The 25762-nt window shown below is 64.1% G+C and carries 24 protein-coding genes and 1 riboswitch; of the genes, 17 read left to right on the plus strand and 7 right to left on the minus strand.

Annotated elements, in window-relative coordinates; genetic code table 11:
• Positions 1-134: 134 nt before the first annotated feature.
• From glpD to P0D80_RS26640, 4 genes are all read left to right on the plus strand, one after another.
• Positions 135-1664, plus strand: a complete 1530-nt coding sequence (glpD, locus tag P0D80_RS26625; protein WP_408287746.1) for a glycerol-3-phosphate dehydrogenase — start codon at positions 135-137, stop codon at positions 1662-1664.
• A gap of 174 nt (positions 1665-1838) precedes the next feature.
• Complete coding sequence (gene glpK, locus P0D80_RS26630) at positions 1839-3338, plus strand: glycerol kinase GlpK (RefSeq protein ID WP_408287749.1); 1500 nt, start codon at positions 1839-1841, stop codon at positions 3336-3338.
• 86 nt (positions 3339-3424) lie between these two features.
• Positions 3425-4138 carry an MIP/aquaporin family protein gene (locus tag P0D80_RS26635; RefSeq protein WP_132373170.1) on the plus strand — a complete coding sequence of 238 codons (714 nt, stop codon included), beginning with the start codon at positions 3425-3427 and terminating at the stop codon, positions 4136-4138.
• A 149-nt stretch (positions 4139-4287) separates the two neighbouring features.
• Positions 4288-4974, plus strand: a complete 687-nt coding sequence (locus P0D80_RS26640) for an HAD family hydrolase (protein ID WP_408287752.1) — start codon at positions 4288-4290, stop codon at positions 4972-4974.
• 116 nt (positions 4975-5090) lie between these two features.
• Here the strand turns inward: P0D80_RS26640 and ribB are convergent, their stop codons facing one another.
• From ribB to P0D80_RS26660, 4 genes are all read right to left on the minus strand, one after another.
• The gene (ribB, locus tag P0D80_RS26645) at positions 5091-5810 is read right to left on the minus strand and encodes a 3,4-dihydroxy-2-butanone-4-phosphate synthase (protein ID WP_134457854.1); all 720 of its coding nucleotides are present in this window, start codon (positions 5808-5810) and stop codon (positions 5091-5093) included.
• A 147-nt stretch (positions 5811-5957) separates the two neighbouring features.
• Positions 5958-6141, minus strand: a riboswitch (FMN riboswitch).
• Positions 6142-6260: 119 nt separating this feature from the next.
• Positions 6261-6950, minus strand: coding sequence for a helix-turn-helix domain-containing protein (locus P0D80_RS26650; RefSeq protein WP_132373166.1), 690 nt, complete (start codon positions 6948-6950; stop codon positions 6261-6263).
• Between the two features lie 188 nt (positions 6951-7138).
• The gene (locus P0D80_RS26655; RefSeq protein WP_408287757.1) at positions 7139-8305 is read right to left on the minus strand and encodes an MFS transporter; all 1167 of its coding nucleotides are present in this window, start codon (positions 8303-8305) and stop codon (positions 7139-7141) included.
• Positions 8306-8321: 16 nt separating this feature from the next.
• A complete protein-coding gene (locus tag P0D80_RS26660; RefSeq protein WP_408287833.1) occupies positions 8322-8720 on the minus strand; it encodes a VOC family protein in 399 nt (132 codons plus the stop codon).
• A 111-nt stretch (positions 8721-8831) separates the two neighbouring features.
• Here P0D80_RS26660 and P0D80_RS26665 point away from each other — a divergent pair, with 111 nt between their 5' ends.
• The 7 genes from P0D80_RS26665 to lnt all read left to right on the plus strand — a co-directional run bounded on the left by P0D80_RS26665 (position 8832) and on the right by lnt (position 16594).
• Positions 8832-9815, plus strand: coding sequence for a LysR family transcriptional regulator (locus P0D80_RS26665; protein WP_132373162.1), 984 nt, complete (start codon positions 8832-8834; stop codon positions 9813-9815).
• Positions 9816-9954: 139 nt separating this feature from the next.
• Positions 9955-11328: a tRNA (N6-isopentenyl adenosine(37)-C2)-methylthiotransferase MiaB gene (gene miaB / locus P0D80_RS26670; protein ID WP_132373160.1), complete on the plus strand. Its 1374-nt coding sequence runs from the start codon at positions 9955-9957 to the stop codon at positions 11326-11328.
• A gap of 47 nt (positions 11329-11375) precedes the next feature.
• Positions 11376-12455 carry a PhoH family protein gene (locus P0D80_RS26675; RefSeq protein WP_132373158.1) on the plus strand — a complete coding sequence of 360 codons (1080 nt, stop codon included), beginning with the start codon at positions 11376-11378 and terminating at the stop codon, positions 12453-12455.
• A gap of 39 nt (positions 12456-12494) precedes the next feature.
• Positions 12495-12956, plus strand: coding sequence for an rRNA maturation RNase YbeY (ybeY, locus tag P0D80_RS26680; RefSeq protein WP_408287762.1), 462 nt, complete (start codon positions 12495-12497; stop codon positions 12954-12956).
• A 49-nt stretch (positions 12957-13005) separates the two neighbouring features.
• Positions 13006-13707, plus strand: coding sequence for a gamma-glutamylcyclotransferase (locus P0D80_RS26685; protein ID WP_132373155.1), 702 nt, complete (start codon positions 13006-13008; stop codon positions 13705-13707).
• A gap of 201 nt (positions 13708-13908) precedes the next feature.
• On the plus strand, positions 13909-14802 hold the full coding sequence (locus P0D80_RS26690; RefSeq protein WP_091799238.1) for a CorC family transporter: 894 nt from the start codon (positions 13909-13911) through the stop codon (positions 14800-14802).
• An 82-nt stretch (positions 14803-14884) separates the two neighbouring features.
• Positions 14885-16594, plus strand: a complete 1710-nt coding sequence (gene lnt, locus P0D80_RS26695) for an apolipoprotein N-acyltransferase (protein ID WP_408287766.1) — start codon at positions 14885-14887, stop codon at positions 16592-16594.
• Between the two features lie 136 nt (positions 16595-16730).
• Here the strand turns inward: lnt and loiP are convergent, their stop codons facing one another.
• Positions 16731-17489 (minus strand): metalloprotease LoiP, encoded by a 759-nt coding sequence (gene loiP / locus P0D80_RS26700; RefSeq protein WP_408287769.1) that lies wholly within the window; start codon positions 17487-17489, stop codon positions 16731-16733.
• Between the two features lie 301 nt (positions 17490-17790).
• Entirely contained in the window at positions 17791-18405 is a 615-nt protein-coding gene (locus P0D80_RS26705) for a glutathione S-transferase C-terminal domain-containing protein (RefSeq protein ID WP_132373149.1), read from the minus strand.
• 203 nt (positions 18406-18608) lie between these two features.
• On the opposite strand from P0D80_RS26705, the gene P0D80_RS26710 reads away from it, so the two are divergent.
• From P0D80_RS26710 to purH, 5 genes are all read left to right on the plus strand, one after another.
• A complete protein-coding gene (locus P0D80_RS26710) occupies positions 18609-20015 on the plus strand; it encodes an aminopeptidase P N-terminal domain-containing protein (protein ID WP_408287774.1) in 1407 nt (468 codons plus the stop codon).
• A gap of 21 nt (positions 20016-20036) precedes the next feature.
• Positions 20037-21425 carry a UbiH/UbiF/VisC/COQ6 family ubiquinone biosynthesis hydroxylase gene (locus P0D80_RS26715; RefSeq protein WP_408287777.1) on the plus strand — a complete coding sequence of 463 codons (1389 nt, stop codon included), beginning with the start codon at positions 20037-20039 and terminating at the stop codon, positions 21423-21425.
• A gap of 239 nt (positions 21426-21664) precedes the next feature.
• Positions 21665-22729 carry a tRNA dihydrouridine synthase DusB gene (gene dusB, locus P0D80_RS26720; protein ID WP_408181117.1) on the plus strand — a complete coding sequence of 355 codons (1065 nt, stop codon included), beginning with the start codon at positions 21665-21667 and terminating at the stop codon, positions 22727-22729.
• Positions 22726-22959, plus strand: a complete 234-nt coding sequence (locus P0D80_RS26725) for a Fis family transcriptional regulator (protein ID WP_007180440.1) — start codon at positions 22726-22728, stop codon at positions 22957-22959. The genes dusB and P0D80_RS26725 overlap by 4 nt, the downstream gene beginning before the upstream one ends.
• A gap of 65 nt (positions 22960-23024) precedes the next feature.
• Positions 23025-24590, plus strand: a complete 1566-nt coding sequence (gene purH, locus P0D80_RS26730; RefSeq protein WP_408287780.1) for a bifunctional phosphoribosylaminoimidazolecarboxamide formyltransferase/IMP cyclohydrolase — start codon at positions 23025-23027, stop codon at positions 24588-24590.
• A 212-nt stretch (positions 24591-24802) separates the two neighbouring features.
• Here the strand turns inward: purH and P0D80_RS26735 are convergent, their stop codons facing one another.
• Positions 24803-25042 carry a hypothetical protein gene (locus tag P0D80_RS26735; protein ID WP_132373139.1) on the minus strand — a complete coding sequence of 80 codons (240 nt, stop codon included), beginning with the start codon at positions 25040-25042 and terminating at the stop codon, positions 24803-24805.
• A 128-nt stretch (positions 25043-25170) separates the two neighbouring features.
• Between P0D80_RS26735 and ruvC the strand changes: the two genes are divergently transcribed.
• Positions 25171-25713 carry a crossover junction endodeoxyribonuclease RuvC gene (ruvC, locus tag P0D80_RS26740; protein ID WP_132373137.1) on the plus strand — a complete coding sequence of 181 codons (543 nt, stop codon included), beginning with the start codon at positions 25171-25173 and terminating at the stop codon, positions 25711-25713.
• Positions 25714-25762: the final 49 nt, after the last annotated feature.

The raw sequence follows: 25762 nt of genomic DNA on the forward strand, positions 1-25762 counted from the left end.
CAGCCGTTAGAGGAGCGCCCAAACAAACCGAACTTTACTTTTTCGAATATGTTCATTAAAGTTCGAAAACGAACACGATCAGTTCGATAGTTTTTCCAAATGATTTTCTGGATACGACGCAGGGGACACAGCAGGTGACGCAAGGCTCGAGATACGATTTGCTCGTCGTGGGCGGCGGGATCAACGGCGCAGGCATCGCTCGCGATGCGGCGGGCCGCGGCCTGTCCGTGCTGCTCTGCGAACAGGACGATCTGGCGGCGCATACGTCGTCGGCCAGTACAAAGCTGATCCACGGCGGCCTGCGCTACCTCGAATACCGCGAGTTCGGGCTGGTGCGCAAAGCGCTGCAGGAGCGCGAAACGTTGCTGCGCGCCGCGCCGCACATCATGTGGCCGCTGCGCTTCGTGATGCCGCACATGCCCGATCTGCGCCCGGCCTGGCTGATCCGCGCCGGTCTCTTTCTGTACGACCATCTCGCCAAACGCGAGCTGCTGCCTGGCTCGCGCGGCATCGTGATGCGCAACCATCCGGCGGGCGCACCGCTGGTCGATTCGATCAAGCGCGGTTTCGTGTACTCGGACGGCTGGGTCAACGACGCGCGCCTCGTCGTGCTGAACGCGCTGGACGCCCAGGAACACGGCGCGAAAATTCTCACGCGCACGAAACTGCTGAGCGCTGTGCGCGCGGGCGGCGAATGGCGCGCGCAACTCAAGCGCCCGGACGGCACGATTCTGGACGTGCGTGCCGGATCGATTGCGAACGCCGCGGGCCCGTGGGTCGGCGAACTGCTGCAAGGCGCGCTCGGCCGCGCCGCGACGCACAGCGTGCGGCTCGTGAAAGGCAGCCATATCGTCACGCGGCGCCTGTTCGAACACGACCACGCGTATATCTTCCAGAATCCGGACAAGCGCATCATCTTCGCGATTCCGTACGAACACGACTACACGCTCATCGGCACGACGGATCTCGAATATCGTGGCGACCCGTCGCAAGTGGCGATCAACGCTGAAGAAACGCAGTACCTGTGCGAGTCGATCAACCGCTACTTCAAGCAGAAGATTTCGCCGGCCGACGTGCGCTGGACCTATTCGGGCGTGCGTCCGCTGCTCGAGGAAGAAGGCGCGGACAACCCGTCGGCGGTCACGCGCGACTACTCGCTCGAACTCGACGCGCCGGCCGGCGAAGCGCCGCTGCTGTCGGTGTTCGGCGGCAAGATCACCACCTTCCGCAAACTGGCGGAAGAAGCCGTCGACAAACTCGCGGACGCGCTGCAGCACGGTGCGTCTTCGTGGACGGCCGGCGCGCCGTTGCCCGGCGGCGACATTCCGAACGCCAACTTCGAGCGCTTTCTCAGCGAATTCAAGCAGCAGCATGCCTGGTTGCCGGCCGATCTGGCGCATCGCCTCGCCCGCGCCTACGGCACGCGCGTCAAGCATGTGGTCGGCAATGCGCGTTCCGTGGGCGATCTCGGCCGGGCCTTCGCGCCGGGCCTCTATGAAGCGGAACTGACTTACCTGCGCGATACCGAATGGGCGCGCAGCGCGCAGGACGTGCTGTGGCGCCGTTCGAAACTCGGCTTGCACGTCGAACCCGGCACGCTCGATTCGATCACACGCGATATCGACGCGTGGTTCGCTCGCGAACCCGAGCGACAGAGCGCATAGTCAGACATCGCCCACGCGACGCGCTCGCTGCTTCTAAACAAACCGGATCGATTCACCCCTCGGCTGGACCAGGCGGGGCCGCACCATCACGTGTTGCAGCCCGCTTAAAACAACAAGCCGTTCCCGTCGCCGGCTATCCGTCCGGTGATTCATAAAACGCATGGAGAAGAGACAATGCAGGACCAGTACATCCTCGCGCTTGACCAAGGCACCACCAGCTCGCGCGCGATGCTGTTCGACCGGCTCGGCAATATCGTGTCGACCGCTCAAAAGGAATTCCAGCAAATCTATCCGCGTCCGGGCTGGGTCGAACACGATCCGCAGGAAATCTGGTCGACCCAGGCCGGCGTCGCCGCCGAAGCCGTGACGCGTGCCGGCATGAACGGCACATCGATCGCCGCGATCGGCATCACCAATCAGCGCGAAACCACCATCGTGTGGGATCGCGAAACCGGCCATCCGATCTATAACGCGATCGTCTGGCAGGACCGCCGCACCGCCGACTTTTGCGACCAGCTGAAGGAACAGGGCCTCGAAGAGAAAGTCCGCGCCAAAACCGGCCTGCCGATCGACTCGTACTTCTCGGCGACCAAGATCCGCTGGATTCTCGATAACGTCGAAGGCGCGCGCGAAAAAGCCAAACAGGGCCGCCTCGCGTTCGGCACGGTCGACAGTTGGCTGGTCTGGAATTTCACCAAGGGCGGCCTGCACGTCACCGACGTCACCAACGCGTCGCGCACGATGCTCTTCAACATCCACTCGCTGAAGTGGGACGACGAACTGCTCGAGGCGCTCGACATTCCGCGCAGCATGCTGCCGGAAGTGCGGGCTTCGTCGGAAGTGTACGGGCCGACCAAGACCACCGTGTTCGCTTCGAAGATTCCGCTCGCGGGCATCGCCGGCGACCAGCACGCCGCCCTCTTCGGCCAGATGTGCACGGAGTCGGGCATGGTGAAGAACACCTACGGCACGGGCTGCTTCCTCGTGATGAACACCGGCGACAAGCCGATCGAATCGAAGAACAATCTCGTCACCACGATTGCCTGGCAGATCGGCGACCAGATCAATTACGCGCTCGAAGGCAGCATCTTCATCGGCGGCGCCGTGGTGCAATGGCTGCGCGACGGCCTCGGCATCATCAAGAACGCCGCTGAGATCGAAACGCTGGCGCGCAGCGTGCCGCATTGCGACGGCGTGTATCTGGTGCCCGCCTTCGCCGGACTCGGCGCGCCGCATTGGAATGCGCGTGCTCGCGGCACGCTGTTCGGCGTGACGCGCGGCACGAACTCGGCGCATATCGCGCGCGCCGCGCTCGACTCGATCGCCTATCAGTCGCTCGACGTGTTGAAGGCGATGGAAGCCGACTCCGGCATTCGCATCGGCGAGTTGCGGGTGGACGGTGGCGCGTGCGCGAACAATCTGCTGATGCAGTTCCAGGCCGACATTCTCGGCGTCGATGCGGTGCGCCCGCAGGTAGCGGAAACGACCGCGTTAGGCGCGGCTTATCTGGCCGGTCTCGCGGTCGGTTACTGGAAAGACGTCGACGAACTGCAAAACCAATGGAAGCTCGACCGCCGCTTCACACCGGCCCTGCCGCACGCCGACGTCAAGGAATGCCTCGACGGCTGGAAGCGCGCGATCCGCGCCGCGAAGGCCTGGGCCGATACGCCCTGAGCGCGTCTTTTACCCCTTCTCTTTCGACAATAAAGAAGCCGCTTATCCGGCGGCTTCCCTAACAACTATATTTCGGATAACCAACGATGTCTCCTTACATTGCTGAATTCATCGGCACGGCACTCGTGGTGCTGCTCGGCGACGGCGCCGTCGCCAACGTGCTGCTCGCGCGCACCAAAGGCAAAGGCGCCGACCTGATCGTGATCGTCATGGGCTGGGCGATGGCCGTGTTCATCGCCGTCTACGTCACCGCGTCCTTCAGCGGCGCTCACCTGAATCCCGTCGTGACCATCAGCCTCGCACTGGCCGGCAAGTTCGCGTGGGCCAAGGTGCCCGGCTATATCGCGGCGCAGATGCTCGGCGGCATGGCCGGCGCGCTGCTCGTGTGGATGGCGTATCGCCAGCACTTCGCGAAAGAAGGCGACGCCGACGTGAAGCTCGGCGTGTTCTGCACCTCGCCCGCGATTCGCAGCGTGCCGCACAACCTGCTCACCGAAATGATCGCCACCTTCGTGCTGATTCTGGGTGTGCTGTATCTGGCTTCGCCGCAAGTCGGTCTCGGCGCGCTCGACGCGCTGCCGGTCGGCCTGCTGGTTCTCGGCATCGGCATCTCGCTCGGCGGCCCGACCGGTTACGCGATGAGCCCCGCTCGTGACCTGTCGCCGCGTTTGATGCACGCGCTGCTGCCGATTCCGGGCAAGCGCGACAGCGACTGGCACTATGCGTGGATTCCGGTTTGCGGTCCGTTGCTGGGCGGTGCGGCGGCAGCGTGTCTGTATCTGTACCTGCATGTGCATTGAGCTGGGCGCGCAGATAAAACGCGCCTGAGCATCGACGGAAAGCGGCGGCGCCGCTCACGCGGCGCCAAAGCACGTATCATGACGGCTTCACTCTCCGCGCATGAACTTGCAATTGCCTTGCCCGTGCGCTTCGCTTTCCGTTTCCAGGCATGATCGACCACCTCATCTGTGACTGCGACGGCGTGCTCGTCGACAGCGAAATCATCGCTGACCGAGTGATGCTCGAAACGCTGACCGCCACCTTCCCGGGCCTCGACTTCCAACCCATCGTCAAGATGGCCTTTGGCCAGCAAACGTCGCGCTTTCTCGAAAGCATCGAGAAGTCGTTCGATATCACGCTGCCCGCGAATTTTTTCGACACTATCGAGCACAACGTCGAGCTCGAACTCGCGGCTTCGCTCAGCCCGATCAACGGCGTGCGCGATGCGCTGCAACGCGTCACGTTGCCGGCCGCCGTCGTATCGAACAGCCGCATGGCGCGCGTGAATGCGTCGGTGCGGCGCGCCGGTCTGCAGCAGATTTTCGGCGAACGCATTTTCAGCGCGGAACAGGTGGCGCGGCCGAAGCCCTATCCCGATGTCTATCTGTTCGCCGCGAAGACGCTGGACGTGGAACCGTCACGATGCGTCGTGGTGGAAGACAGCGTGGCCGGTTTGAATGCCGCGCGCGCGGCGGGGATGAAGACGATCGCTTTCGTCGGCGCGAGCCATATTCCCGATGGCTACGCGGACGCGCTGCGCAAGATGGGCATGACGCGCATCATGCAGCATATGGATGAATTGCCCGCGCTGGTCGAAGCGGGCGTACGCGGCGAGTTCGGCGACGTGCAGTCGTAACCGTTCGCACCAACGGCTTGCGGCAACAGAAAAGCCGGCTGAAAACAGCCGGCTTTTTCGCATCAGCGCTGCAAGCGAGTGCGCGCCTCATTTCACACGCGCGCACGCCTCGCCCATCAAGCCTCGTCAGCCACGCATTCGCGCGCCTGCGCCAGCGCCTGACGAAACTCCACCAGTTCGGCGATGGTCAGCATCGGCAGATTGTGTTGCGCGGCGAAGCGCTCCACATCGGCGCCGCGCGTCATCGTGCCGTCCGGGTTCATCAGTTCGCACAGCACGCCAGCCGGTTTCAAACCCGCGAGAATCGCAAGATCGACCGTGCCTTCGGTATGGCCGCGACGCGCCAGCACGCCGCCGGGTTGCGCACGCAACGGGAACACATGGCCAGGGCGCACGATGTCGGCGGGCTTCGCCGTGTCGGCGATCGCGGCGCGAATCGTCGTCACGCGATCGAGCGCGGACACGCCGGTGGTCACGCCGTCGCGTGCTTCGATCGAAACCGTGAACGCGGTGCCGTGACGGCTTTCGTTGTTGACGGCCATCGGCGGCAGTTCGAGCGCGCGGATTTTCTCGTCGGGCAAACACAGGCACACGATGCCGCTGCATTCGCGGATCAACAACGCCATGGTTTCGACGGACAGACGCTCGGCGGAAACGATCAGATCGGCTTCGTTCTCACGGTCGTGGTCGTCTTGTAGAACGACGGCGCGGCCATCGCGCATGGCTTGCAACGCGGCGGCGATACGCGGCGGAACGGCTTCGGTGTCGAGCAACGGGAGATCGAGGAATGCGCTATCCGCAATCGTCGACGGAGCAGGAAAAGTAGCAAAGGTCATGATTGAAACGCTCATCGCAAAAGTTGGGCGAGAAACGTTTCAGGGCATTGCAAACAGACAAAGACGCGCCGTTGAACGCCGCGCAAAGCGACGCTCGCACACCGCCTCAACCTGCAAGCGGCGCCACGGAAACGAACATGACTATCTGCACATCTTCTTCCATCCGGACTCTAACCGTCGGCTCTGGCTTCTCACCAGATCTGCTGACCCCACTTCAGTCTTTCCTGTTCGGAAGACCGCACTACGTGGGCGCTCGCGGGCTCACCGGCTCACGCTTTCGCGTTGCCGGCCTACCGCCGGTGGGGAATTTCACCCCGCCCTGAAGACGCACTGATTGCCGGATCGACCGGCTGGCAAAGCATACAACAGTCGCGCCGCACGTGCAGCGCAACCCTACTGATCAGACGGAAATCTCTGACTCCGACCACATCGGTCCGCAAACGATGCCGGTCAAACCGGCGCGGCCTCGCGCTGCGGCTCGTGGTGCGCGGGCACGTCCCAGCGCGGCGGCGTTTCCGCCTTCAGCGTGACGCGAAACGCGCGCGCTTCCGTGTCGCCGGGATTGCGCAGGCTATGCGGCTGGTCGGCGTCGAACACGATCGCGTCGCCGGTGGCCAGCAACTGGCGTTGATCGTGCACGCTGACTTCCAGCGTGCCCTCGCTCACCACCAGATTCACCGTCGTGCCCGGCGCGCGGCGCGTCCCGGCTTCGGTGTGCAACGGCGCGATCCGCAACTCGTGAAACTCGGCGGCGGTCGGCTCGGCGTCAGGATAAAGCGGCCGGGCGGAATAGCGTCCATTCGAACTGACGACGCGCGACGAGCGCTCCGCCGGCAAATGCTCGAAGCCGTTGGTGGCATGGCGCCGCAAAAAGGCCGCCACCGACACCTTCAACGCGGCCGCCACTTTGCATAGCACCTTGATGGACGGCACGCTGCGCGCCGACTCGATCTGCGCGAGCATCGCGCGCGACACGCCTGACGCGCGGGCCAAAGCGTCGAGCGACAGTTGCCGCTCGGCGCGCAAACGGGCGAGATTCACGCCGACGAGATGTTCGAGTGCATCGAAGGGTTCAGCGGCACGCGGCGACGCATCGGTGTCAGCCGTGGGATCGCGAACCAGCGCAAGCGGGGAATGCATGATTGCCTCCAGGAGCGCCGCCGGACGGCGGGCAAACGGTTAGTGGAAGCAAGATAGCATCGCGCCCCGCCGCGCCCAACGAAGTTATCTTCACACTGTTATCAGCATTGCGGAGGACGTTTTCCGCAATGCTTGTGCGAATTTTTCATAAGGGCACGGGCGCGGGCGATTCACGGCCTCATTTGCCCTCACGCCCGCTGCGCCACCGTCGCTGCCGGCGCATCCATACGCGCAGCGAACCACGTCAATAGCAACGCCGCCACGCTGACTCCGGCCGCCACCCACGGCAAGGTATCGAGCGAATGACCGTGATTGATCACCAGACCGCCGAGCCACGCGCCGCCCGCATTGCCAACGTTGAACGCACCGATGTTCAACGTCGAAGCCAGATTCGGCGCCGCAGCCGCTTTTTCGACCACACGCATCTGCAAGGGCGGCACGGTGGCGAACGCAGCAATGCCCCACACGAAGATAGTGACCGCCGCTGCAATCTGCGAATGGCTGGTGCGCGCAAAGATCGCCATCACCACCGCGAGCGCGACCAGAATGCCCATCAGCGAAGGCATCAGCGCGCGGTCCGCCAGCTTGCCGCCCACCGTATTACCGATCGTCAGGCCCACGCCGAACAACACCAGAATCAGCGTGACGCCGCGCGGCGAGAAGCCGCTCACCTGCTCCAGAATCGGCGCGATATAGGTGAACACGACGAACACGCCGCCGAAGCCGAGCACCGTCATCGCGAGCGCGGTCCAGACTTGCGGGTCCTTCAACACACGCACTTCGTGACCGAGGCCGACCGGAGCGGCGTCATGACGATTCGGCACCAGCGCCGTAACCCCCATGAGCGACAGCACGCCGAACGCGCTGACGATCCAGAACGCCGCGCGCCAGCCGAACTCCTGGCCGACGAACGTGCCGAACGGCACGCCGAGCACGTTCGCCAGCGTCAGGCCGGTGAACATGAGCGCAATCGCGCTGGCGCGCTTTTCGGCCGGCACGAGCGAAGCCGCCACCACCGCGCCGATGCCGAAGAACGACCCGTGCGCGAACGACGTCACCACGCGCGCGATCATCAGCACGGAATAGCTGGACGCGATCGCGCACAGCGTATTACCGACGATGAACACGCCCATCAGCAACTGCAACGCCAGCTTGCGCGGCATCTTGCTGGTCAGCACCGCGAGCAGCGGTGCGCCGACCGCGACGCCGAGCGCGTAGCCGCTCACCAGCAAGCCCGCCGACGGAATCGACACCGCCAGATCGTGCGCGACCTCGGGCAGCAGGCCCATGATGACGAATTCCGTCGTGCCGATCGCGAAGGCGCTGATCGCCAACGCCAGTAATGGAATGGGCATTTTTCTACTCCAGGATTTAAGGTTGAGCGTGATGCAGCGCCGTCACGAATTCGACGACGACGCCCGGCGCGAGCGCCACGAACAGTTGCGCCTGAGCCTCCTGCGGCCTCATCTGCGGCACATAGGCGGTTTGGTAATCGACGCCGTGCGCATGCAGGCGACCGAGCAGCGCCCGCCATTCGGCGGCGCTCTCCAGCCGGAAGGCGATGTGGTCGATACGCGGCGCCGTCCGACCGGTCACGGCGGGCACCGTCGCGTCGATCAGGTGAATCAGCGGGCGGCCGTTCGCGTATAGCCAGTAGCCGTCGATCGAAAACGGCGGACGCGCGCCTAGGGTCAGCCCGGCGACATCGACGAAAAAGCGTCGGGCGGAGTCGAGCTCGGCGGTGACGATCGTCGCGTGATCGAGTTGCATGGCTTGGGCGGAATCAGGGTTTTCCATGACCGCAATTGTCGAGGCTGAGTGTCGATTTGATAATTGGCGTAGCATTTGAAGCATTTTCAAATATCTTTTGAAAGATTCGCCATGGACAACCTCGGTGACATCCGTCTGTTTGTTGAGGCCGCGCAGCAGGGCAGCCTGTCTGCGGCCGGCCGCAAGATGGGTCTGACGCCGGCCGCCGCCAGCGCCCGCCTGGCCAAACTCGAAGCCGGCCTCAAAGCGCGCCTGTTCGAGCGCACCACCCGCCAACTCAGGCTCACCGACGAAGGCCGCCTCTACCTGAATTGCTGCCGTCAGGCGCTGCAATCGCTCGACGACGCCGAAGCCGCCCTACAAGCCGGCCAGGGCGTGGTGCGTGGCAAGGTGCGGGTCTCGGCGACCTCGGATTTCGGCCGCAATCTGCTGATGCACTGGCTCGACGAATTCAACGCGCTGTATCCGGAAGTGACCTTCGCGCTGACGTTGTCGGACTCGCTGTCGAATCTGGTGCAGGAGGACATCGATCTGGCGATCCGCTTCGGTGTGCCGCAGGACAGCTCGCTGGTCGCCCGCAAGCTGGCGCCGAACCGGCGCGTGCTGTGCGCGTCGCCGGACTACATCGCTCGCAAGGGCGAACCAAAGGATCCGCACGATCTCGCCAATTTCGACTGCATCGTGCTGGGCACCGCCTCCGGGCTGGCGAACGAGTGGCGCTTCACGCGCGGCGACGAGGTGCAGCACTACACCGTGCCGTTCGAAGCCGCCCGCGAGACCAATGACGGTGCCGTCGCCCGCGAATGGGCGCTGCGCGGCTACGGCATCGCGATCAAGTCGATGTGGGACGTGGAGGCGGATCTGCGCGCCGACGGCCTGAAGATCCTGCTGCCGGAATGGCGTTATCCGGACGCGCCGCTGCACGCGCTCTACCATCGCAACCGCTTCATGGCGCCGCGCGTGCGCGTGCTGCTGGATTTCCTGAGCGAGCGTTTTGCGCAGGTGTCGGACGAACTGGAAGGTCTGTTGGGCTTGCCGCCGGACGGGCCACACGGCCAGGCAACCGGGGAAACCGCGTCGCGCGAAGGGCTATAATAACGAGCTACGCTGCAAACGTGCCCCGACGCTGCCCGATAGTGGCCTGAAGCGCCGCCCCGCGGCCCGCTCGCACGTTTCGCCCTGTTCACCTTTTAAACGACGCCCCCAGGTTAACCACTGCGACCGGCGAAATTCGATGACCAAGAAAGTTTATGTAAAGACCTTTGGCTGCCAGATGAACGAGTACGACTCCGACAAGATGGTCGACGTACTCGGCGCGGCTGAAGGGCTCGTGAAGACCGACACGCCGGAAGACGCGGACGTCATTCTGTTCAACACGTGCTCGGTGCGCGAAAAAGCGCAGGAAAAAGTGTTCTCCGACCTCGGCCGCGTGCGCGAGCTGAAGGAAGCGAATCCGAATCTGATCATCGGCGTGGGCGGTTGCGTGGCGAGCCAGGAGGGCGCGGCGATCGTCGCGCGCGCACCGTACGTCGATCTGGTGTTCGGTCCGCAAACGCTGCACCGTCTGCCGCAAATGATCGACAAGCGCCGCGAAAGCGGCCGCGCGCAAGTCGACATCTCGTTCCCGGAAATCGAAAAGTTCGATCACCTGCCGCCGGCTCGCGTCGACGGCCCGAGCGCGTTCGTGTCGATCATGGAAGGCTGCAGCAAGTACTGCAGCTATTGCGTTGTTCCGTACACACGCGGTGAAGAAGTGTCGCGGCCGCTCGACGACGTGCTGACCGAAATCGCCGGCCTCGCCGACCAGGGCGTGCGCGAAGTCACGCTGCTCGGCCAGAACGTGAACGCCTACCGCGCCGGTCTCACGCTGGGTTCGTCGGACATCGCCGATTTCGCCACGCTGATCGAATATGTCGCGGACATTCCGGGCATCGAACGGATTCGCTACACCACGTCGCATCCGAAGGAATTCACGCAGCGCCTGATCGACACCTACGCGAAGGTGCCCAAGCTCGTCAGCCACCTGCATCTGCCGGTGCAGCACGGCTCGGACCGCATCCTGATGGCCATGAAGCGCGGCTACACGGTGCTCGAATACAAATCCGTGATCCGCAAGCTGCGCGCGATCCGCCCTGACCTGTCGCTCTCCACCGACATGATCGTCGGCTTCCCCGGCGAGACGGAAGAAGACTTCGACAAGATGATGGCGCTCGTGCACGAGATGAAGTACGACACCAGCTTCTCGTTCATCTACAGCCCGCGCCCCGGCACGCCGGCCGCGAATCTGCACGACGACACGCCGCGTGAAGTGAAGCTCAAGCGTCTGCAACATTTGCAGGCCACCATCGAGGAAAACGTGCAGCGCATCAGCGATTCGATGGTCGGCAAGATCGAGCGCATACTGGTCGAGCGCCCGGCGCGCAAGGATCCGAACGAACTCGCCGGCCGCACCGAGAACAACCGGGTGGTGAATTTCCCGGCACCGGTGGCGTCGCACGCAAGGCTGATCGGCCAGATGGTCGACGTGAAAATCGTCCATGCGTACCCACATTCGCTACGTGGCGAGCTCGTGCTGGTTCATGACGACGCTCCGGCCACGACCCATTAAAGCGACGCCAACGCGCGTAGCGAAACCGACAGGATCGACCCACCGCCTTGAAGACCACTCAGCAGCATCTGGAATTCACCGCACCGCGCGAAGACAACGCGCGGCTCGCCAACCTCTGCGGCCCGCTCGACGAAAATTTGCGCCAGATCGAGCAGGCGCTCGACGTGACGCTGCAACGCCGTGGCCACCGCATCACGATTCGCGGGCGCGGCGCGAAACTCGCGCTCACCGCGCTCGAGAACTTCTACAACAATGCCCGCGAGCCGCTGTCGGTCGACGACATCCAGCTCGCGCTCGTCGAAGTGCGCCACCCGGCGCGCCATCGCACGAACGGCAATGGCAATGGTCATAGCGACGCAGCGGGCGACGCGCGTTTCCCCGGCAATCCGGATCATCCGTTCGACCAGCCCGCCGACGCCGGCGACGACGACCTCGAAGAACTCGGCCCGAAGCTGTACACGCGGCGCGCCGACCTGCGCGGCCGCACGCCGGCGCAGCGCGAGTATCTGAAGCAGATCATCTCGCACGACGTGACCTTCGGCATCGGCCCGGCCGGCACCGGCAAGACCTATCTCGCGGTGGCTTGCGCGGTGGACGCGCTCGAGCGCGACCAGGTCAAGCGCATCGTGCTGACCCGTCCGGCTGTCGAAGCGGGCGAGCGTCTCGGCTTTCTGCCGGGCGATCTGGCGCAAAAAGTCGATCCGTATCTGCGTCCTTTGTACGACGCGCTGTACGACCTGCTCGGCTTCGACAAGACCGCCAAGATGTTCGAGCGGCAGATGATCGAAATCGCGCCGCTCGCGTACATGCGCGGCCGCACGCTGAACCACGCGTTCATCATCCTCGACGAGGCGCAGAACACCACGCCCGAACAGATGAAGATGTTCCTCACGCGGATCGGCTTCGGCTCGAAGGCGGTGGTCACCGGCGACACGACTCAGGTCGACTTGCCGCGCGGCCACAAGAGCGGGCTGATCGAAGCGCAACAGGTGCTGGCCGACGTGCGCGGCATTGCGCTCACGCGCTTTACCAGCGCGGACGTGGTGCGGCATCCGCTGGTCGCGCGAATTGTGGAGGCGTACGATGCGCATTCGCAGAAAACCGCCAGTCCGGCGGATTCGCGCTAAGCGCCCGCAGCCGCAACGAACGCACTACAACGAAACCGCATGAGCCGCGCCCCGAAACTGACGTTGAATCTGCAATTTCCCGCCGCCAAAACCTGGCCGGAACACAAGGCGCTGCTGCCGCGCGCCACGGTGGCCGGCTGGATCAAGGCGGCCCTCTTCGCGGACGGCGAACTGACGGTGCGTTTCGTCGATGCCGAAGAAGGCCGCACGCTGAACCGCACCTATCGCGGCAAGGATTATTCGACCAACGTGCTGACCTTCGCGTACGCCGAATCGGAAGACGATCCGGTGACGGGCGACCTGATCCTGTGCTGTCCGGTGGTCGAGAAAGAAGCCGCCGACCAAGGCAAGCCGCTCATCGCGCACTACGCGCATCTGCTCGTGCACGGCACGCTCCACGCCCAGGGCTACGACCACGAAGCCGAGGAAGAAGCCGAGGAAATGGAAGCGATCGAAACGGAAATCCTCGCCAAGCTCGGCTTTCCCGATCCCTACCAGTAGGCGTCGATCACCCGCACGTCGCAAACGTCCAACTTGTTCAAAACCCATCGTGAGCACCTCTTCCCCCGAAGCCGACACCCGAACGCCCTGCCCGGACTATCCGCCGGCACTCGGCGAATCGCGGCTCCTGACGGACGAGGAACTGCGCGCGTCGCTCGAATGCACGTTGCGAGACTGGGACCGCAAGAGCGACCTGTGGCTGTTCGGCTATGGTTCGCTGATCTGGAATCCCGGCCTGCCCACCGTCGAAGCCACCCGATCGAGGGTCCACGGTTATCACCGCGGGCTCTACCTGTGGTCGCGCGTGAATCGCGGTACGCCCGAGCAGCCGGGTCTCGTGCTGGCGCTCGATCGCGGCGGTTCGTGCACCGGCATCGCATTCCGGCTCGCGGCCGAAGGCTCGATGCCGCATCTCGAAGCACTCTGGCGTCGCGAAATGGCGATGGGTTCATACCGCCCGGCGTGGCTGCCGTGCGTGCTCGCCGACGGCCGGCGCGTCGATGCGCTCGCCTTCGTGATGCGCCGCGACGTGCCGAGCTACACCGGCAAGCTGCGCGACGACGTCGTCAAAACCGTGTTCGGCTGTGCGAGCGGTCGCTACGGCACCACGCTCGACTACGTCAGCCGCACGGTCCATGCGCTGCGTGAGAGCGGCATGCCCGACCGCGCGCTCGAAGCGCTGCTCGAACGGTGTCGCGAGGAGAGGCGCGAAGCAGACTTAAAAGCAGCCCAGAAAGCAGACCGGAAATAACCGTCACGAACGGCGCTTTTTTTCCTGAAAACGCTTTTCCGCGCGTAATCAGTTAGGATTGACCTACGCCCGCCCTCACGGCGGAGCCGCTTCACCCCAGCTTCACTCATCGCCCAGCCGGGCGGGACACGGTCCTGCCATGTGCCTGGTGTATCCTTAATGCTCTGCAACAGCGCGCCCAGTCTTGCCGGGCGCACTACCATGAACGACACGTATCCCAGTCGACGCCAAACCGACAAACCGCAGGAAAAACGCTCACTCCTCGAGCGTCTGACCGATTTCATCTCGCCTGAGCCCGACTCGCGCGCCGAACTTCTGGAAATACTGCAGGACGCGCACGAGCGCAACCTGATCGACGCCGACTCGCTGTCGATGATCGAAGGCGTATTCCAGGTGTCCGAATTGAGCGCGCGCGACATCATGGTGCCGCGTGCGCAAATGGACGCGATCAACATCGCCGACAATCCTGCCGAATTCATCCCCTACGTGCTGGAAAAAGCGCACTCGCGCTATCCGGTCTACGAGGGCAACCGCGACAACATCATCGGCGTGCTGCTGGCCAAAGATCTGCTGCGCTACTACGCCGAAGAAGAGTTCGACGTGCGCGGCATGCTGCGCCCCGCCGTGTTCATCCCCGAATCGAAGCGCCTGAACGTGTTGCTGCACGACTTCCGTGTGAATCGCAATCACCTCGCGGTGGTGGTCGACGAATACGGCGGCGTGGCCGGCCTGATCACGATCGAAGACGTGCTGGAACAGATCGTCGGCGACATTGAAGACGAATACGATTTCGACGAGGAAAGCGGCAACATCATCGCCTCGCCCGACGGACGCTTCCGCGTGCGCGCGCTGACCGAAATCGAACAGTTCAACGAGGCCTTCGGCACCCACTACTCGGACGATGAAGTCGACACGATCGGCGGACTCGTCACGCATCACTTCGGACGGGTGCCGCATCGTGGCGAAAAAGTCCGCCTCGACGATCTGATCTTCGAGATTCTGCGCGGCGACGCCCGCCAGATTCACATGCTGCTGGTGCGCCGCGATCCGCTCGCCGGCCAGCGCGAGCGCGAAGCGCAGCACGTGCAGACCTGAGCCGGTCCCGGCCGGTTCTTTCTTCGCTTCTTCAACTCGCTTTTCAACCCGCTTTTCAACCTCTCACGCCGACCGCGCAACAATGGCCGACCCGATGACTTCCCGTTCGCGCCGCGGCGTGAACGCTTCTACCGCCGAGCAAACCCGCAGCCGCACGCTGCCTCGCTGGCACTATCTCGTCGCGCTGGCCGCGGGCGCGGCCAATACGCTCTCGTTCGCGCCGACGCCGCACGGCGGCTGGCTCGAACTCGCGATCTTCGCGTTCTTCTTCGCTTGGCTCACGCGCACCACCGGCTGGAAAAGCGCGGCGCTGACAGGCGGCGCGTTCGGCTTTGGCAACTTTGTGACCGGCGTATGGTGGCTCTACGTCAGCATGCATTTCTACGGCGGCATGGCCGCGCCGCTCGCCGCCGCGGCCGTCGTGCTGTTCTCGCTGTATCTGGCGGTTTATCCGGCGCTGGCGGCGGGCGTCTGGTCGTTCTGCGCGGGTCACGCGCGCAACGGCGCCGCCGCCGACGACACGCCGTTTTCGCCGACCTGGCATGGCGCGCTGGCGTTCGCGAGCGCGTGGGCGATCGGCGAATGGTTGCGCGGCACGGTGTTCACGGGCTTCCCGTGGCTCGCGAGCGGTTACGCTCAAGTGGACGGCCCGTTCGCCGGTTTTGCGCCGGTGGCAGGCGTGTACGGCGTCGGCTGGATGTTGGCGCTGGTGGCCGCGCTAATTGTGCAAGCGGTGCTAGCGTTGCTGTCCTCGCGCAAACCGGACCAGAGCGCCGATGCCAGCCGCAACGGCAACGGCGCGAAACCCGGCGTGGCGCGCGTCGTCGTGCCGGGCGCAATCGCGCTGGCGCTGGTCGCAGCCGGCCTGCTGCTGCCGCTCGTGCAATGGACCGTGCCGGCCAACGCGCCGCTGACCGTGCGCCTGCTGCAAGGGAACGTCAAACAGGAAATGAAGTTCGAGGAATCCGGCATGCGCGCCGCGATCGATCAGTATCAGCAAATGATCACCTCGAAGCCGGCCGATCTGATCGTCACGCCGGAAACCGCCATACCGGTGCTTGCGCAGCAATTGCCGGCGCCCTTCGCCTCGGCGGTGCGCAACTTCTCGGACTCGACGGGCACCGCGATCCTGTTCGGCGCGATCGGGGGCACCATCACGCCGGAAGGCCAGGTGATCGACTATACGAACAGCCTGTTCGGCGTCACGCCCGGCACGCGCGATGTGTACCGCTACGACAAACACCATCTCGTGCCGTTCGGCGAATTCGTGCCGTGGGGCTTCCGCTGGTTCGTCAACCTGATGAGCATTCCGCTCGGCGATTTCTTCCGTGGCGCGCCGGTGCAGAAGCCGTTCATCGTGCATAACCAGCCGGTCGCCGTGGACATCTGCTACGAGGACATTTTCGGCGAAGAGATTGCGCGGACCATCCGCGAAAGCGATACGCCGGCCGGCGTGCTGATCAATTCGACCAATCTGGCCTGGTTCGGCGACACGATTGCGCTCGACCAGCATCTGCAGATCGCGCGCATGCGTTCGCTGGAAACCGGCCGTCCGATGCTGCGCGCGACCAACACCGGCATGACGGCCGCGATCGATGCGAACGGCAAGGTGCTCGGACGCCTCACTCCGTACACGATCGGCTCGCTCGACGTCACCGTGCAAGGCACCGCGGGCAGGACGCCTTACATCACGAGCGGCAATAACACCGTGCTGGCGGTTTCCTTGCTGCTGCTGGCGTTCGGCTTTGCGTTCGGCCCCGGCATTACGCGGCGCCGCAACGGCAAGCGATAAGCCGCGATTAAACCGCCTCGATCGCGCGTCGCCAATATGAAAAGCGGCGCGCGTGAATCGAGTCAACAAAAAACGCCGCAATAAAAACCGCGCGCCGCGGATTACCGCGAGCGCGCGTTTTAGTACCTATCAAACTTTACTGGTTCGAAGCAATACGCTGCTGAATATGCTGCGCACGCGCCGGCGACGCCGGATGCGAACTCAACATGCTCGATTTACCACCGTCCAATGCCGAGAGCTTGTTGAATGCCGTCACCAATCCCGACGGATCGAGATTCTTCTTTTTCTGCACGTCGAACGAATAATCGTCGGCTGCGCTTTCCTGCGTTTGCGAGAATTGCGCGTTAATCAGCTTCTCCGAAAAATCACCGAGCTGCGAACCGGACAGCGCGCCCGCCACGCCACCCGCTGACGACGCCACCGAACGCGCCGCCGAAGTCGCATACGCGACCTGCATCGCCTTCTTCGTGTGGCCGAGCGCCACGTGGCCCATTTCATGACCGACCACGCCGCGCACTTCGTTGTCGTTCATCATGTCCATCAGACCGCTGTAGACGCGCACGCAGCCGTTGGCCATGGCCCAGGCGTTGACGTCCTTGGTCATGTACACCTTGTAATTCACCGGCGTGCCGTTGATGTTGTCGCCCAGTTGCGCGGCGATCTTGTTCAGGCGCTTCTGGTACTTGCTGTTCGCGGCGGCAATCTTGTTTTCACTGTCCAGCTGCGCGCACGACTTGTCGGTCAGGGCGCGCACGTCGGCGTCGCTCAGCGTGGCAGCCTGAGTAGCCATCTGGCCGGACTTGATCAACGCCGACGGATCGACGTTGCTGACATTCGAGCATGCCGCAAATAAAGCACAGGCGGAAGCGGCAATGGCAAAGCGGTACGATTTCATGTGGAAGTCTCTCTGCGATGTTATTAATTCAGCGGCGCGCTTTTAATGCACCACCCGTTCGCAACGGTTTCATACCGTCGGCAAAAGAAGCCGGATATGTAAATTGCATAAACCTGCATGAACACATTTGCGCCACGCGACAGACAAAAAAAATGCGCCTGACGGGCAGGCGCATTTTTACCACAACGTAAGCTTTAATTCATGTTTCTGGAAGCTTTAATGACACAATTTTGCAAACTGCCCGATATTACTGACCACGCTATTCAAAACATCATCACCTCGCGGCCAATTAGCCGCTTATTCAGTCGGCCGGCATCGTATCGATGAACGACTGACGCAGTGAGAGCTTCTGGAAATGTTTGTCCAGATTCGGATACGGTTCGCGCCAGTTCAATTCCGGCATGCGGAAATCCAGATAACCCAATGCGCAACCCATCGCGATATCCGCGAGCGTGTAGTGATTGCCCGCGCACCACGGCTTGCTGCCCAATCCCTGTGCCATTGCGATCAGGGCTTCGTCGATCTTGCGCTGCTGACGCGCGACCCAGGCGTCCACGCGTTGCTCCGGCGCGCGCTGCGTGCCTTCGAGGCGAATCAGCACCGCCGCGTCCAGCACGCCGTCGGCGAGCGCTTCCCAGCAGCGCACCTCGACACGCTCGCGTCCCGACTGCGGAATCAGCTTGCCGACCGGCGACAGCGTATCCACGTATTCACAGATCACCCGCGAGTCGAACACCGCTTCGCCATCTTCCATTACGAGGCACGGCACTTTGCCGAGCGGATTGAAGGTGTGAATGCGGGTGTCCGGCGCCCAGACATTCTCGGGCACCAGTTCGTAGTCGATCTTCTTGTCGGCCAGCACGATCCGCGCTTTACGCACGAAGGGACTGGCGAGCGAACCGATGAGTTTCATCATTACCGTCTGCCTTTTCCTGAATCCGGCGAAAGTATAAGTGCTTGGCGCCGTTCACGAGCGCTCAGAAGCGTCACGCCGACGCTTCGCGAGCCGCACGGGGACTCGCTGTGGACGGATTGCAACAGCGCCGCGCGCGTGTCTGCCGCCACTTTCGCCAGTATCCCGCGCAAAATAACTCCGCGCATGGGCGCTACAATCTCACGATGAACCAGCTGACCGAACCCACCATCGCCATCGACGTCTACCGCACGCGCCGTGAGCGCGTACTCGCCGCGCTGCGGGCAGCGGGTGGCGGCGTCGCCATCGTCCCCACCGCGCCGGAGGCGTTGCGCAACCGGGACGCGGACTATCCCTACCGGCACGACAGCTACTTTTACTACCTGACCGGTTTCACCGAGCCTGAAGCACTCCTGGTGCTCGACGCCAGCGCCGCGCCCGGCGAGCCGGCTTCGGTGCTGTTCTGCCGCGAGAAAAACGTCGAGCGCGAGACGTGGGAAGGTTTCCGCTTCGGCCCGGACGGCGCGCGCGCGGCCTTCGGGTTCGACGCCGCGTTCGCCATCGGCGAAATCGACACGCAACTGCCGCGTTTGCTCGCCGACAAGCCGTCGCTGCATTACGCGCTCGGCGCCTCGGCGCAACTGGACGAACGGGTGCGCGGCTGGCTCGACGCGGTGCGGGCGCAAAGCCGCGGCGGTGTCGCCGCGCCCGCGGCCGCGTGCGATCTCATCCCGTTGCTCGACGAGATGCGGCTCATCAAGGACGATCACGAACTCGCCATCATGCGCCGGGCCGGGCAGATTTCCGCCCAGGCGCATCGCCGCGCCATGGCCGCTTGCCGTCCGGGCGTGCGCGAGTACGAACTCGAAGCCGAACTGCTCTACACATTCCGCAAGTTCGGCGCGCAGGCGCCGGCTTACACGTCGATCGTCGCGGCCGGCGCGAACGCCTGCGTGCTGCACTACCCGGCCGGCAACGCGATTGCTCAGGACGGCGACCTGATCCTGATCGACGCGGCCTGCGAACTCGACGGCTACGCCTCCGACATCACCCGCACCTTCCCCGCGAGCGGCCGCTTCACGCCGGCGCAGCGCGAGCTGTACGACATCGTGCTGGCCGCGCAGCAGGCCGCGATCGACGCCACCCGCGCCGGCGCCACCTTCGACGACCCGCACCAGGCCGCCGTGCGCGTGCTGTCGCAGGGCTTGCTCGACACCGGCATCATCGAGCGCGCAAAGTTCGCCTCGGTCGACGACGTAATCGCCGAGCGCGCCTACGCGCCCTTCTATATGCACCGCACGGGCCACTGGCTCGGCATGGACGTGCACGACGTCGGCGACTACCGCGAACGCGGCGCGCCGCGCGACGAAGCGGGCGCGCTGCCGTGGCGCACGCTGCAGGCGTCGATGACGCTGACCATCGAGCCCGGCCTGTATATCCGGCCGACCGAAGGCGTGCCCGAGCGCTACTGGAACATCGGCATCCGCATCGAGGACGACGCGATTGTCACGCCGACCGGTTGCGAACTGATGACGCGCGACGTGCCGGTCGCCGCCGACGAGATCGAGGCGCTGATGCAGGAAGCCCGCGCGGCCCACGAAGCAGCGAAGTAACTCGCAAGGAAGTAACACGTAATGAACGACGTTTCCCAGTCGACGGTGATCCTGAAGCCCGCCAAGGCCGGCCAACCCTTCGATTTCGACGTGACGATCGTCGGCGCCGGTCCGGTCGGGCTGGCGCTGGCCGGCTGGCTGGCGCGCCGCAGCGCGACGCGGGCGCTGAAGATCGCGCTCGTCGACGCGCGCGAGCCGGAAGATTCGATCGCCGATCCGCGCGCCATCGCCGTGTCGCACGGCAGCCGGATGATCCTGGAACCGCTGCGCTGGCCTGCCGACGCCACCGCGATCCACCGCATTCACGTCTCGCAGCGCGGCCACTTCGGCCGCACGCTGATCGATCACGGCGAGCACGGATTGCCGGCGCTCGGCTACGTGCTGCGCTACGGCTCGATCGTGCATGGCCTCGCCGAGGCGGTGCACGCGACTTCGGTGCACTGGTTCCGCTCCACCTCCGCCGCGGCGCCGACGCAGGAACTCGACGGCGTCACGCTGCCGATCGAAACCGCGGGCGTCACGCGTCAGTTGCGCACACGCATTCTGGTGAATGCCGAAGGCGGTTTGTTCGGTGATCAGAAGTCGTCAGGTCGAGTGGCGGGCAAACGCGCCGTCAAAGGCGCCAGCACGAGTGCGGACAGGCAAGCCGGCCACGGCGCCGACGATGCCCACAGTCAAGCCGCCGACAGCGCGGCGAAAAGCGCTGATCGGCAAGCCGGCCGGGACGGCGACGCCGCACGGCGTGCTGGCAGCGGCGTCGCCGAAACCGGCACGCGCGACTATGGACAGACCGCACTCGTCGGCACGGTGACTGTATCCGCACCGCAACCGCACGTGGCGTGGGAGCGCTTCACGTCGCAAGGCCCGATCGCATTGCTGCCGATGGGCGGCGTGCGCGGCGCCGACTACGCGCTGGTCTGGTGCTGCGCGCCCGAGGAAGCTGCGCGCCGCGCGCAACTTTCCGACGAAGACTTCCTGCGCGAACTCGGCGCCGCGTTCGGCGACCGCATGGGCCGCTTTACGCACATCAAGGGACGCGCGTCGTTCCCGTTGGGACTGAACGCCGTGGAAACGCTGGTGAATGGCCACGTCGTCGCGATCGGCAACGCGGCGCAGACGTTGCATCCGGTGGCGGGTCAGGGCCTGAACCTGGGTCTGCGCGACGCCCACGCGCTCGCCGATGCCTTGTCGGCGGAAGGTCCGACCCCGCTCGCGCTAGCCACTTTCGCGCAACGCCGCGCGCTCGACCGGCGCATGACGATCGGCGCCACCGACACGCTCGCGCGCCTTTTCACCATCGACTTCGCGCCGCTCGCGGTCATGCGCGGCCTCGCCCTCACCGCGCTCGAATTCCTGCCGCCCGTGAAAACCGCGCTGGCACGGCAAATGATGTTCGGACAGCGCCGCTAGGCGCGCCGCCCGCTCGCGCCGCACGGACTTTTTGCCTCACGCGAAAGGTGCCTCGCGAGCAGCGCCGGTTCTATGAATCGGCGCACTTTCATAGAAGATTTAATGGGTTACGACAGGCACATGTCGGGTGCCGGCTATCCGTTAACGCTAAAATAGCGGTTTTCTCTCGCATTTCGCCAACGCTCCGATTGACATAAATTGACCAATCGGCCGCGCGCGCGTCCACCGCGTCTCACGTTATGCCTACTCTCGGCTCCCACAATCTGCGTAATAACCTGTTCGTCGCGCCCATGGCCGGCGTGACCGACCGGCCGTTCCGGCAACTGTGCAAACGGCTGGGCGCGGGCTATGCGGTGTCGGAAATGGTCGCCTCGAACGCGCAGTTGTGGAAAAGCGAGAAGACCATGCGCCGCGCCAATCACGCGGGCGAGGTCGAGCCGATCGCCGTGCAGATCGCCGGCGCCGATCCGGCCATGATGGCCGAAGCGGCCCGCTACAACGTGGCGAACGGCGCGCAGATCATCGACATCAACATGGGCTGCCCGGCCAAGAAGGTGTGCAACGTGGCGGCGGGTTCAGCCCTGTTGCAGAACGAGCCGCTGGTGCAGCGCATCGTCGAGGCGGTGGTGGGCGCGGTCGGCGTCGGGCCCGACGCGGTGCCCGTCACGCTGAAGATCCGCACGGGCTGGGATCGCGAGAACAAGAATGCGCTGAACGTCGCGCGTCTGGCCGAATCGGCCGGCATTTCGATGCTGACCGTGCACGGCCGCACGCGCGCCGACCTGTATCACGGCGACGCCGAATACGAGACCATCGCCGCGGTGAAAGCGGCGGTGCGCATTCCGGTGGTCGCCAACGGCGACATTACGTCGCCGCAAAAAGCACGCGAGGTGTTGGCCGCCACCGGCGCCGACGCCATCATGATCGGCCGCGCGGCGCAGGGGCGCCCGTGGCTGTTCCGCGAGATCGAGCATTTCCTGCAAACGGGCGAGTTGCTGCCGCCGCCGCGCATCGACGAAATCCAGCAGGTGATGAACGAGCATCTGGAAGACCACTACGCTTTCTACGGCGAATTTACGGGTGTCCGCACTGCGCGTAAGCACATCGGCTGGTACACTCGCGGCCTTTCTGGCGCCAACGTGTTCCGGCATCGCATGAATACGCTGGACACCACGCGCGAACAACTCCTCGCCGTCAACGAGTTCTTCGACGCACAAAAGGCGATCTCCGACCGCCTCGTCTACGTCGACGAAACGCTCAACAATAACGGCGAGCCGGACCATACCGACCGACTAGCAGCATGAGCAAGAACAATATCGAACAATCTGTCCGCGACAGCCTGGGGATGTATTTCCAGGATCTCGACGGCTCCAATCCGCACGACGTCTACGACATGGTGATTTCCTGCGTAGAAAAACCTCTGCTCGAAGTGGTGCTCGAGCAGGCCGGCGGCAATCAGTCGCTGGCCGCCGAGTATCTCGGCATCAACCGCAATACGCTGCGCAAGAAGCTGCAACAGCACGGTTTGCTGTAGCCCGTTGTAATTCGTTGTAGTTTCTCGCGCCCTGCCACGTTTCCCTTCGGCTTTTCGTCTTCATCATGATCAAGCAAGCGCTCATCTCCGTTTCCGACAAGTCCGGCATCGTCGACTTCGCCAAGTCGCTGTCGGACCTCGGCGTCAAGATCCTGTCGACCGGCGGCACCGCGAAACTGCTCGCGGACGCGGGTCTCTCCGTCACCGAAGTCGCCGATTACACGGGCTTCCCGGAAATGCTGGACGGGCGCGTGAAAACGCTGCATCCGAAGGTGCACGGCGGCATCCTCGCGCGCCGCGACCTGCCGGAACATATGGCGGCGCTTGAAAAGCACGACATTCCGACCATCGATCTGCTGGTCGTGAATCTGTACCCGTTCGTGCAGACCGTGTCGAAGGAAGAATGCTCGCTGGAAGACGCGATCGAGAACATCGACATCGGCGGGCCGACCATGCTGCGTTCGGCCGCGAAGAATCATCGCGACGTGACGGTGGTGGTCGATCCGGCCGACTACGCGGTCGTGCTCGACGAGATGCGCGCGCACAGCAATGCCGTGTCGTACAAGACGAACTTCCGCCTCGCCACCAAGGTGTTCGCCCACACCGCGCAATACGACGGCGCGATCACGAACTACCTGACAAGCCTGACCGACGAACTGCAGCACGCGTCGCGCAACGCTTATCCAGCGACGTTCAACCTGGCGTTCGACAAGGTGCAGGACCTGCGCTACGGCGAAAACCCGCATCAGAGCGCCGCGTTCTACCGCGATCTGAGCGTGCCGGCCGGCGCACTGGCGAACTACCACCAGTTGCAAGGCAAGGAACTGTCGTACAACAACATCGCGGATTCCGATGCGGCGTGGGAATGCGTGAAAACCTTCGACGTGCCGGCCTGCGTGATCGTCAAGCACGCGAATCCGTGCGGCGTGGCAGTCGGGGCGGACGCCAACGAAGCGTACGCGAAGGCGTTCCAGACCGACCCGACCTCGGCGTTCGGCGGCATCATCGCGTTCAACCGCGAAGTGGACGAAGCAGCGGCGCAAGCCGTGGCCAAGCAGTTCGTTGAAGTGCTGATCGCGCCGTCGTTCAGCGCCGAAGCGCGCAAGGTGTTCGCGGCGAAGCAGAATGTGCGTCTGCTGGAAATCGCGCTGGGCGAAGGCCACAACGCGTTTGATCTGAAGCGCGTGGGCGGCGGCCTGCTGGTGCAGTCGCTCGACTCGAAGAACGTGCAGCCGCGCGAATTGCGCGTGGTCACGAAGCGTCATCCGACGCCGAAGGAAATGAACGATCTGCTGTTCGCGTGGCGCGTGGCGAAGTACGTGAAGTCGAACGCCATCGTGTTCTGCGGCAACGGCATGACGCTCGGCGTAGGCGCGGGTCAGATGAGTCGCGTGGACTCGGCGCGCATCGCCAGCATCAAGGCGCAGAACGCCGGTTTGACGCTGGCCGGTTCGGCGGTGGCGTCGGATGCGTTCTTCCCGTTCCGCGACGGCCTCGACGTGGTGGTGGCGGCAGGCGCGACCTGCGTGATTCAGCCGGGCGGTTCGATGCGCGATGATGAAGTGGTCAGCGCGGCGGATGAGCACAATATCGCGATGGTGCTGACTGGGGTGCGGCACTTCCGGCATTGAGTTGGGGTTTGGGTTTCAATAGCGGCGTCTGTTTCCTGGTGAAACCGGGCTGCTGGTGAGATTTGAGCTTTACAGAAACGGCCCGGCGGAATTTTCCGTCGGGCCGTTTTCTTTGGTGTCGCGCTTGTTCCGCGTGTGCCGTTCGTGCCGTTCGTGCCAGTTGTGCAGCTTGTGCCGGTTGTGCCGTGCCCACGCCACGCTTTTCGCGCCGCTCAGTCGTCCGGTTCCTTTCTCGCGTAGCCACCGCTCACGTCCGCGTGCTGGCTGATATAAGTACTGAGTCCCTGCCCGCGTCGCGCAAGACGCTTGAGCGCGGCGACATGCCGTGCGCCGACGCTCGCCTCGGTGTACCAATACACCACGCCGTGCCTGAAGCGGACCGCGACAAAATCGTCGCCGATTTCATAAGCCTCGACGCCTGAGTCGCCGCTGAGATTCCGATAGCGCTCCATGTGTGCTTGCCTCCTTGCAGCACACGCAGCAGTTTTTATTCCGCCGACAGCGCTGCGCGCCGACCGCCACGCGGCGCGTGTGTTGTAGTATCGCAAGCACCTGGTTTTTACCGCATTTGCGGCACCTCATGAGAATTCTCGGCATCGACCCCGGCCTGCGTGTGACCGGCTTCGGCGTGATCGACCAAAGCGGTCACACGCTCAGCTATGTCGCGAGCGGCGTCATCAAGACCGCCGACGCCGATCTGCCGTCGCGCCTCGGCACCATCTTCGAAGGCATCTCCACATTGATCCGCCAGCATTCGCCGGATCAGTCGGCGATTGAAAAAGTGTTCGTCAACGTCAACCCACAATCCACCTTGCTGCTCGGCCAGGCACGCGGGGCGGCAATTTGCGGACTGGTCGCGGGCGGCGTGCCGGTCGCCGAATATACGGCCCTGCAATTGAAGCAGGCCGTGGTGGGTTACGGTCGCGCAACCAAGGAGCAGATGCAGCAGATGGTGGTGCGCCTGCTCAATCTCTCCGGCGTACCCAGCACCGACGCCGCCGACGCGCTCGGCATGGCGATCTGCCACGCGCACGGCGGCACGACGCTGAGTACGTTGGGCGGCATCGCGCCTTCGCTGGCGAAGAAGGGGCTACGCGTGAGGCGAGGACGGTTGGTCGGATAGCGTGGCAAACGCGGCCCGTTGGCCGCCTTTGTGCCGCGCGTGCGTGTCA

It is taken from the genome of Paraburkholderia sp. RL17-373-BIF-A, assembly GCF_046030175.1.
Taxonomy (GTDB): Bacteria; Pseudomonadota; Gammaproteobacteria; order Burkholderiales; family Burkholderiaceae; genus Paraburkholderia.

Coding starts and splice junctions, on each gene's coding strand:
- P0D80_RS26735 (WP_132373139.1), bottom strand. CDS start 25,042: ATGGAGCGCTATCGGAATCTCAGCGGCGACTCAGGCGTCGAGGCTTAT.
- ybeY (WP_408287762.1), top strand. CDS start 12,495: ATGAGCCGCGCCCCGAAACTGACGTTGAATCTGCAATTTCCCGCCGCC.
- P0D80_RS26705 (WP_132373149.1), bottom strand. CDS start 18,405: ATGATGAAACTCATCGGTTCGCTCGCCAGTCCCTTCGTGCGTAAAGCG.
- purH (WP_408287780.1), top strand. CDS start 23,025: ATGATCAAGCAAGCGCTCATCTCCGTTTCCGACAAGTCCGGCATCGTC.
- ribB (WP_134457854.1), bottom strand. CDS start 5,810: ATGACCTTTGCTACTTTTCCTGCTCCGTCGACGATTGCGGATAGCGCA.
- ruvC (WP_132373137.1), top strand. CDS start 25,171: ATGAGAATTCTCGGCATCGACCCCGGCCTGCGTGTGACCGGCTTCGGC.
- P0D80_RS26715 (WP_408287777.1), top strand. CDS start 20,037: ATGAACGACGTTTCCCAGTCGACGGTGATCCTGAAGCCCGCCAAGGCC.
- P0D80_RS26725 (WP_007180440.1), top strand. CDS start 22,726: ATGAGCAAGAACAATATCGAACAATCTGTCCGCGACAGCCTGGGGATG.
- P0D80_RS26650 (WP_132373166.1), bottom strand. CDS start 6,950: ATGCATTCCCCGCTTGCGCTGGTTCGCGATCCCACGGCTGACACCGAT.
- miaB (WP_132373160.1), top strand. CDS start 9,955: ATGACCAAGAAAGTTTATGTAAAGACCTTTGGCTGCCAGATGAACGAG.
- P0D80_RS26635 (WP_132373170.1), top strand. CDS start 3,425: ATGTCTCCTTACATTGCTGAATTCATCGGCACGGCACTCGTGGTGCTG.
- P0D80_RS26640 (WP_408287752.1), top strand. CDS start 4,288: ATGATCGACCACCTCATCTGTGACTGCGACGGCGTGCTCGTCGACAGC.
- loiP (WP_408287769.1), bottom strand. CDS start 17,489: ATGAAATCGTACCGCTTTGCCATTGCCGCTTCCGCCTGTGCTTTATTT.
- P0D80_RS26690 (WP_091799238.1), top strand. CDS start 13,909: ATGAACGACACGTATCCCAGTCGACGCCAAACCGACAAACCGCAGGAA.
- dusB (WP_408181117.1), top strand. CDS start 21,665: ATGCCTACTCTCGGCTCCCACAATCTGCGTAATAACCTGTTCGTCGCG.
- P0D80_RS26660 (WP_408287833.1), bottom strand. CDS start 8,720: ATGCAACTCGATCACGCGACGATCGTCACCGCCGAGCTCGACTCCGCC.
- glpK (WP_408287749.1), top strand. CDS start 1,839: ATGCAGGACCAGTACATCCTCGCGCTTGACCAAGGCACCACCAGCTCG.
- lnt (WP_408287766.1), top strand. CDS start 14,885: ATGGCCGACCCGATGACTTCCCGTTCGCGCCGCGGCGTGAACGCTTCT.
- P0D80_RS26655 (WP_408287757.1), bottom strand. CDS start 8,305: ATGCCCATTCCATTACTGGCGTTGGCGATCAGCGCCTTCGCGATCGGC.
- P0D80_RS26710 (WP_408287774.1), top strand. CDS start 18,609: ATGAACCAGCTGACCGAACCCACCATCGCCATCGACGTCTACCGCACG.
- P0D80_RS26665 (WP_132373162.1), top strand. CDS start 8,832: ATGGACAACCTCGGTGACATCCGTCTGTTTGTTGAGGCCGCGCAGCAG.